7 protein-coding genes are annotated in these 6221 nt (G+C 61.4%); 2 read left to right on the top strand and 5 right to left on the bottom strand.

Annotated elements, in window-relative coordinates:
* Both VF672_RS05340 and arfB read left to right on the top strand, forming a co-directional pair.
* A partial coding sequence (locus VF672_RS05340) for an amino acid permease (protein ID WP_331102222.1) occupies positions 1-1399 on the top strand: 1399 nt, incomplete at its 5' end.
* Between the two features lie 49 nt (positions 1400-1448).
* Positions 1449-1862 carry an alternative ribosome rescue aminoacyl-tRNA hydrolase ArfB gene (gene arfB, locus VF672_RS05335; RefSeq protein ID WP_331102220.1) on the top strand — a complete coding sequence of 138 codons (414 nt, stop codon included), beginning with the start codon at positions 1449-1451 and terminating at the stop codon, positions 1860-1862.
* Between the two features lie 15 nt (positions 1863-1877).
* Here arfB and VF672_RS05330 read toward each other — a convergent pair whose 3' ends face one another.
* The 5 genes from VF672_RS05330 to phhA all read right to left on the bottom strand — a co-directional run bounded on the left by VF672_RS05330 (position 1878) and on the right by phhA (position 6147).
* Positions 1878-3092: an MFS transporter gene (locus VF672_RS05330; RefSeq protein ID WP_331102218.1), complete on the bottom strand. Its 1215-nt coding sequence runs from the start codon at positions 3090-3092 to the stop codon at positions 1878-1880.
* Between the two features lie 276 nt (positions 3093-3368).
* Positions 3369-3506, bottom strand: a complete 138-nt coding sequence (locus VF672_RS05325; RefSeq protein ID WP_331102216.1) for a hypothetical protein — start codon at positions 3504-3506, stop codon at positions 3369-3371.
* A 261-nt stretch (positions 3507-3767) separates the two neighbouring features.
* Complete coding sequence (locus VF672_RS05320; protein ID WP_331102214.1) at positions 3768-4964, bottom strand: amino acid aminotransferase; 1197 nt, start codon at positions 4962-4964, stop codon at positions 3768-3770.
* A 1-nt stretch (position 4965) separates the two neighbouring features.
* Positions 4966-5322: a 4a-hydroxytetrahydrobiopterin dehydratase gene (locus VF672_RS05315; protein ID WP_331102212.1), complete on the bottom strand. Its 357-nt coding sequence runs from the start codon at positions 5320-5322 to the stop codon at positions 4966-4968.
* Positions 5323-5358: 36 nt separating this feature from the next.
* On the bottom strand, positions 5359-6147 hold the full coding sequence (gene phhA / locus VF672_RS05310) for a phenylalanine 4-monooxygenase (RefSeq protein ID WP_331102210.1): 789 nt from the start codon (positions 6145-6147) through the stop codon (positions 5359-5361).
* Between the last annotated feature and the right edge of the window lie 74 nt (positions 6148-6221).

The raw sequence follows: 6221 nt of genomic DNA, 5'->3' as shown, positions 1-6221 counted from the left end.
TGACTTGAAGCGTGGTCTGAAGAACCGTCATATCCAGCTGATCGCCCTGGGTGGCGCGATTGGTACGGGTCTGTTCCTGGGCTCGGCCGGAGTTCTGAAGTCCGCTGGCCCGTCGATGATTCTGGGCTATGCCGTCTGCGGCTTCATCGCCTTCATGATCATGCGCCAGCTGGGCGAGATGATTGTCGAAGAGCCGGTGGCCGGCTCGTTCAGCCATTTTGCTCATAAATACTGGGGCGGCTTTGCCGGCTTTCTGTCGGGCTGGAACTGCTGGGTGCTGTACATCCTGGTGGGGATGTCCGAGCTGACAGCGGTGGGCAAATACGTGCAGTACTGGTGGCCGGAAATCCCGGCATGGGCGTCGGCGGCGGTGTTCTTCGTGATGATCAACGTCATCAACCTGGCCAACGTGAAAGTCTTTGGCGAGGCCGAATTCTGGTTTGCGATCATCAAGGTTGTAGCGATCCTGGGGATGATCGCCCTGGGCAGTTACCTGCTGGTGAGCGGCGAGGGTGGCCCGCAAGCGTCGGTCAGCAACCTCTGGGACCGGGGCGGCTTTTTCCCCCACGGCGTCAGCGGGCTGGTCATGGCGCTGGCGTTCATCATGTTCTCGTTCGGCGGCCTGGAGATGCTTGGTTTCACCGCCGCAGAAGCGGATCAACCGAGGACCATCATTCCCAAGGCGATCAATCAGGTCATCTACCGCATCCTGATTTTCTACATCGGCTCGCTGGTGGTGCTGCTGTCGCTGACGCCGTGGGACGCGTTACTGGTTGACCTCAATGCATCCGGCGATGCCTACAGCGGCAGCCCGTTCGTGCATGTGTTCTCGATGCTGGGCAGCACAACGGCAGCACACATTCTCAACTTCGTGGTGCTGACGGCAGCATTGTCTGTTTATAACAGCGGCACCTATTGCAATGCGCGCATGCTGTTTGGGATGGCCGAACAGGGTGATGCGCCGCAGGCTCTGGCGCGGGTCGACCCCCGCGGTGTGCCGGTGCGGGCGATTCTGGTGTCCGCGGCGGTAACGCTGATCGCCGTGCTGCTCAATTACCTGATGCCGCAAAGTGCCCTTGAGCTGTTGATGTCGCTGGTGGTCGCCACGCTGGTGATCAACTGGGCGATGATCAGCTACTCCCACCTCAAGTTCCGCCAGCACCTGCGCCGGGTCGGTCAGCAGCCGCTATTCAAGGCGCTGTGGTACCCGTACGGCAACTATGTCTGTCTGGCGTTCGTGGTGCTGATTCTGGGGATCATGCTGCTGATTCCCGGCATCAGGATTTCGGTGTACGCGATCCCGGTCTGGCTGGCGGCCATGTGGGTGTTTTACGTGATCAAGAACAAGCGCCGGGCCAGCAGCGAGTCGATGGCCCAGCGAACGTCGATCATCAAATGAGGCGAGAGCCACGACGACCTCGCGGCTGCGACCCAGGACGTAGATGCCCATGCTGATCATCTCCAACAACATCCATCTGCCGGACAGCGAGGTCGAGCTGACCGCCATCCGTGCTCAGGGTGCGGGCGGCCAGAACGTCAATAAGGTGTCCAGCGCCATGCACCTGCGCTTTGACATCAATGCATCGTCGCTGCCGCCGTTCTACAAGGAACGCTTGCTCGCGCTGCGTGACAGTCGCATCACCGGCGACGGCGTGGTCGTCATCAAGGCGCAACAATACCGCACGCAAGAGCAGAACCGTGCCGATGCGCTGGAGCGGCTGAGCGAGCTGATCATCAGTGCGGGGAAGGTCGAGAAGAAACGTCGGCCGACCAAGCCGACCCTGGGCTCGAAGACCCGCCGGCTGGAGTCGAAGACCAAGCGCGGGTCGATCAAGGCAGGGCGGGGCAAGGTCGATTTTTAACTGACGTGGTCGGGATCAGCTGGCGATCGGTTTTTCCCGAATCGCCTTGCCCTGCTTGTACAGGTACACGCTCAAGGCAAGCCCGCTCAGCGACGCCAGCGCGGCGAACAGGAAGATCGAGGCAAAGCCGAAACCTGCCGCCACAGCACCCGCTACCGGGCCGGTGATCCCCAGCGACAAGTCGATGAACAGCGAGTACGCCCCCACCGCCGCACCGCGACTGGCTGGCGGCACCAGATTGACCGCTTCCACGCCCAGCGCAGGAAACACCAGCGAGAAGCCAAAGCCGGTCAGTGCGGCACCGGCCAGCGCCAGGTTCGGGTTCGGCGCCAGCCACAGCAGCAGCAAGCCCAGTGTCTCCGCCGACAGGCAGGCAATCGCCACGCGAAAGCCGCCGATGCGATTGATCAGGTTGCCGAACAGCAGGCGGGCGCCGATGAAACAGGCGCCGAACAGGCTCAGGCACAGCACCGCGTTCGGCCACGTGTGACTGGCGTAGTACAGCGTAATGAAAGTCGCGATGGTGCCGAAGCCGATGGAACCCAGCGCCAGTCCGGTGCCGTGGGGCAGCACGCGGCCGAGCACGTGCAGGAACGGCAATCGCTCGCCATGCACCAGCGGCGCGGGGGTTTTCTTCCAGGCCAGGGAAATCCCCAGCGCCGCCAGCAGCATGATACTGACCCCCATGCTCCACAGGCCCAGCGCGTTGACCAGCACCACTCCCAGCGGGGCGCCGATGGCCAGTGCGCCATAGCTGGCGATGCCGTTCCATGAAATCACTTTGGCTGTATTGGCAGCGCCGACGCGGCCAATGCCCCAGCCGATCGAGCCGGAGCCGACCAGGCTTTCTGCGCTGCCCAGCACCAGACGGCCCACGAACAGGCTGATCAGGCTGACCATCGGCCACGCGTCAAGCCAGTCGGCGAGGAGCATGAACACGCCGCTCAACCCGCAGCCGAACAGGCCGATGATCACCGCCTTCTTCGGGCCGCGGGTGTCGATGATGCGCCCGGCATAGGGGCGACTGAGCAGTGTCGCCAGGTATTGCACGCTGATCACCAGCCCGGCAGCCACCGCGCCGAAGCCAAGGTCGGTGTGCACATAACCGGGCAGTACGGCCAACGGGATACCGATGTTGAGGTAGCCGATGAAGGTGAACAGCACGATGGAAACAACCTGCAGCGTGACAGCCATAGGACGTTGAGGGGCAGCGCTCGAAGCGTCTGGCATGGGCATAGATCCACGATTACGACTGAAAAGAATAGCGAGGGAGCACGCCGGTCGAAGCGTAGACGCTTGAATCCGCGTGAGGGCACATGATAACGAGGCGCGCCCGTTCATGGCAAAGCAGGTGGGTTGAACCGAATTCGGATGAGGCAGTTTCGGGATGAGGCGGCGACGAAATACGTCGCGAGGATTCAGCCCTTATGGAAATACACCTTGAAGACGCTCTTCCATAGAGGCTGAACAATCAGGGCTGAACAATCAGTAACTGAAAGTCGGCCTTCAGCGCGGGCTTTGCGCTTTGCTGCTGTCGTTGCGTTTGCCGCTGGCTTTCATCTCGATCGGCTGACCGAGTTCCTGGCGGGCTGCTGCGCTTTGCTGGGGTTGGCTTGGGAAGGGGAAGTTCGGGATTTCATGCATATCGTCGCTCCTCACAAGTGTGTCGCTGCTGAATGGGACAGCGCGTCCGAAAACGCTCAGGGAGGATACAGCAGTACAAATGACAATCAGACTTTTAAATGCGGGCCGCTGGTCATGTAGTGCGGATCGGTGCCTACAACATGTGGGCGTGAGCCTGCTCACGAAGGCGCCGGCGGGAATTCTGGAGATGGCGTAGATGCGTCAGCCCCTCGCGGGCGAGGTGGAGCGCCATCCCGGGCGCTCCTGCCAAGCGGAAATGCCTCATTCCTTGCAAACCGCCGCAAACGCCGCCGCCAGTTCATCCAGTCGCGTGGCATCGATCCCCGCCACGTTGGCTCGACCGGCCGCCACCATGTACACGCTGTGCTCGTTGCGCAGACGCGCCACTTGCTCGTCGTTCATGCTAGTGTAGGAAAACATGCCGCGCTGCACGCCGATGTGGGCGAAGCGTTCGCCCAGGCCCAGCGGTGTCAACGCATCGACCAGCCCGACGCGCAGGTGTGCAATGCGGCTGCGCATGGCTTCCACCTCTTCGGCCCACAGCGCTTTCAACTCAGGGTCGCCCAGAATTTCGGCGACCACGGCGGCGCCATGATCGGGCGGGTTCGACCACAGATTTCGAGCGGTCGCCGAAAGCTGGCTGCGCACATCCATCAGCTTTTCGCGGGTGTCGGCGCAGACCAGCAAGGCGCCGGTACGCTCGCGGTACAGGCCAAAGTTTTTCGAGCAGGAACTGGTGATCAGCAGCTCGGGCAGTTCAGCGGCAAACAGGCGAACCGCCCACGCGTCCTCTTCAAGGCCGTCGCCAAAGCCCTGGTAGGCGAAATCGATCAGCGGCAGCAGGTTGCGTTGCTTGACGATGTCCAGCACGGCGTGCCAGTCAGCACGGGACAGGTCGAACCCGGTCGGGTTGTGGCAGCACGCATGAAGTAGAACAACGTCGCCCTCGGGAATGGTCTTCAACGTCTCCAGCATGGCCTGCACGTTGAGTGTGTTGTCGCTGCCCACATAAGGGTAGTGACTGACCTTCAAACCTGCAGCGGCATAGATGGTTTCGTGAATCGGCCAGGTCGGATCGCTCAGCCAGATGCCTTTGCCTGGCAGGCAGTTGGCAATGAAGTCGGCGCTCAAACGCAGCGCGCCGGTGCCACCGGGTGTCTGGGTGGCGCCGACGCGCTGAGTGGCGATCAGGGCCGAATCGGCGCCCATGACCAGTTCACAGATCAGCGTGCCGAAGCGCGGCTCGCCATGGCCACCGATGTAGCTCTTGGTGGGCTGCGAGTCGACCAGCCGCTGCTCGGCGATCTTCACCGCGCGAGGGATGGTGGTCATGCCCTGCGCATCTTTATAGACGCCCACGCCCAGGTCGAACTTGTTCGGATTCGGGTCTTTGGCGTATGCCTGAATCAAGCCCAGAATCGGATCGTCCGGTACGCGCTGAATCTGTGAAAAATGCATTTTACTTACGGCCCTCGGCGCTTTTGGCCACCTCGTCGGTGCGGGAGGCCATGATGAAATCGTTGCGGTGCAGCCCCTTGATGGAATGGCTCCACCAGGTCACGGTCACTTTGCCCCACTCGGTCAACAGACCGGGGTGGTGACCTTCGGCCTCGGCAATTTCGCCGACCGCGTTGGTAAACGCCAGCGCAAATTTGAAATTCTTGAACAGGAAGACTTTTTCCAGCTGCATGACGCCGTCGCGCACCTCGATGTTCCAGTCCGGAATCTGCTTGAGCAAATCAGGCAGTTCGGCGTCGCTGACCTGAGGGGCATCGGCGCGGCAGGCTTCGCACCGGGATTGATTGAGAGCGGTCATTGAGAGATTCCTTGGTCGGGTAAAGGCGGCATGTGTTTAGGCCGCTTTTGTTTTAGCGGGAAACTTTGGCGCGTGCAGGCCCCGTTCGGACGCGGTGCGGGCCATCCCCATGATGTCTTCATGGGCGAGGTCAAACAGACGCTTGAGGTCAGGCAGCACAAAATACACCGGCTGCAGGATGTCGATGCGATAGGGCGTGCGCATGGCCTCTACTGGGTCGAAAGGCTGATGTTCGGGTGCCGATGAGACGCTGTAAACGGTTTCTTTGGGCGAGGAGAGGATGCCGCCGCCATAGATCTTGCGGCCTTGGGGCGTATCAACCAGGCCAAACTCGATGGTCATCCAGTAGAGGCGAGCCAGGTACACGCGCTGCTCTTTGCTGGCGGCCAGACCGAGCTTGCCGTAGGTGTGGGTAAATTCTGCAAACCAGGGGTTGGTCAGCAGCGGGCAGTGTCCGAACACCTCGTGAAAAATGTCGGGCTCTTGCAGGTAGTCCAATTCTTCCTCGCTGCGAATAAACGTGGCGACCGGAAATCGCTTGCTCGCCAGCAGCTCGAAGAACGTCTGGAAGGGGATCAGCGCCGGTACGCGCTCGACTTGCCATCCCGTCGTTGCGCCCAGGACGCGGTTGATCTCGCCCAGCTGTGGAATACGGTCGTGGGGCAGGGCTAGCTGCTCGATCCCGTCCAGATACTCTTGGCAGGCACGGCCTTCGACCACTTTTAGCTGGCGGGTAATCAGCGTGTTCCAGATGCGGTGCTCGGCTTCGGGGTAGTCAATAAACCCGGTGGCGTCCGGCTCGCGGGCAACGTACTGCGTACTCATGCGGCTCTCCTGATGGCTTGTTCTTGTCGTGGAGGAACAGGGCGCAAAGCGGTGACGGGCGCGAAGGCCAGTTG

The organism is Pseudomonas sp., from assembly GCF_036387035.1.
Classification (GTDB): Bacteria; Pseudomonadota; Gammaproteobacteria; order Pseudomonadales; family Pseudomonadaceae; genus Aquipseudomonas.
The sequence above is the reverse complement of the archived record's forward strand: the minus strand, read 5'-3'. Positions and strand labels throughout refer to the sequence as shown.

Bases quoted from the DNA above. Each gene is read 5' to 3' on its own strand.
- arfB (WP_331102220.1), top strand. From the start codon at position 1,449: ATGCTGATCATCTCCAACAACATCCATCTGCCGGACAGCGAGGTCGAG.
- VF672_RS05330 (WP_331102218.1), bottom strand. From the start codon at position 3,092: ATGCCAGACGCTTCGAGCGCTGCCCCTCAACGTCCTATGGCTGTCACG.
- VF672_RS05325 (WP_331102216.1), bottom strand. From the start codon at position 3,506: ATGCATGAAATCCCGAACTTCCCCTTCCCAAGCCAACCCCAGCAAAGC.
- VF672_RS05320 (WP_331102214.1), bottom strand. From the start codon at position 4,964: ATGCATTTTTCACAGATTCAGCGCGTACCGGACGATCCGATTCTGGGC.
- VF672_RS05315 (WP_331102212.1), bottom strand. From the start codon at position 5,322: ATGACCGCTCTCAATCAATCCCGGTGCGAAGCCTGCCGCGCCGATGCC.
- phhA (WP_331102210.1), bottom strand. From the start codon at position 6,147: ATGAGTACGCAGTACGTTGCCCGCGAGCCGGACGCCACCGGGTTTATT.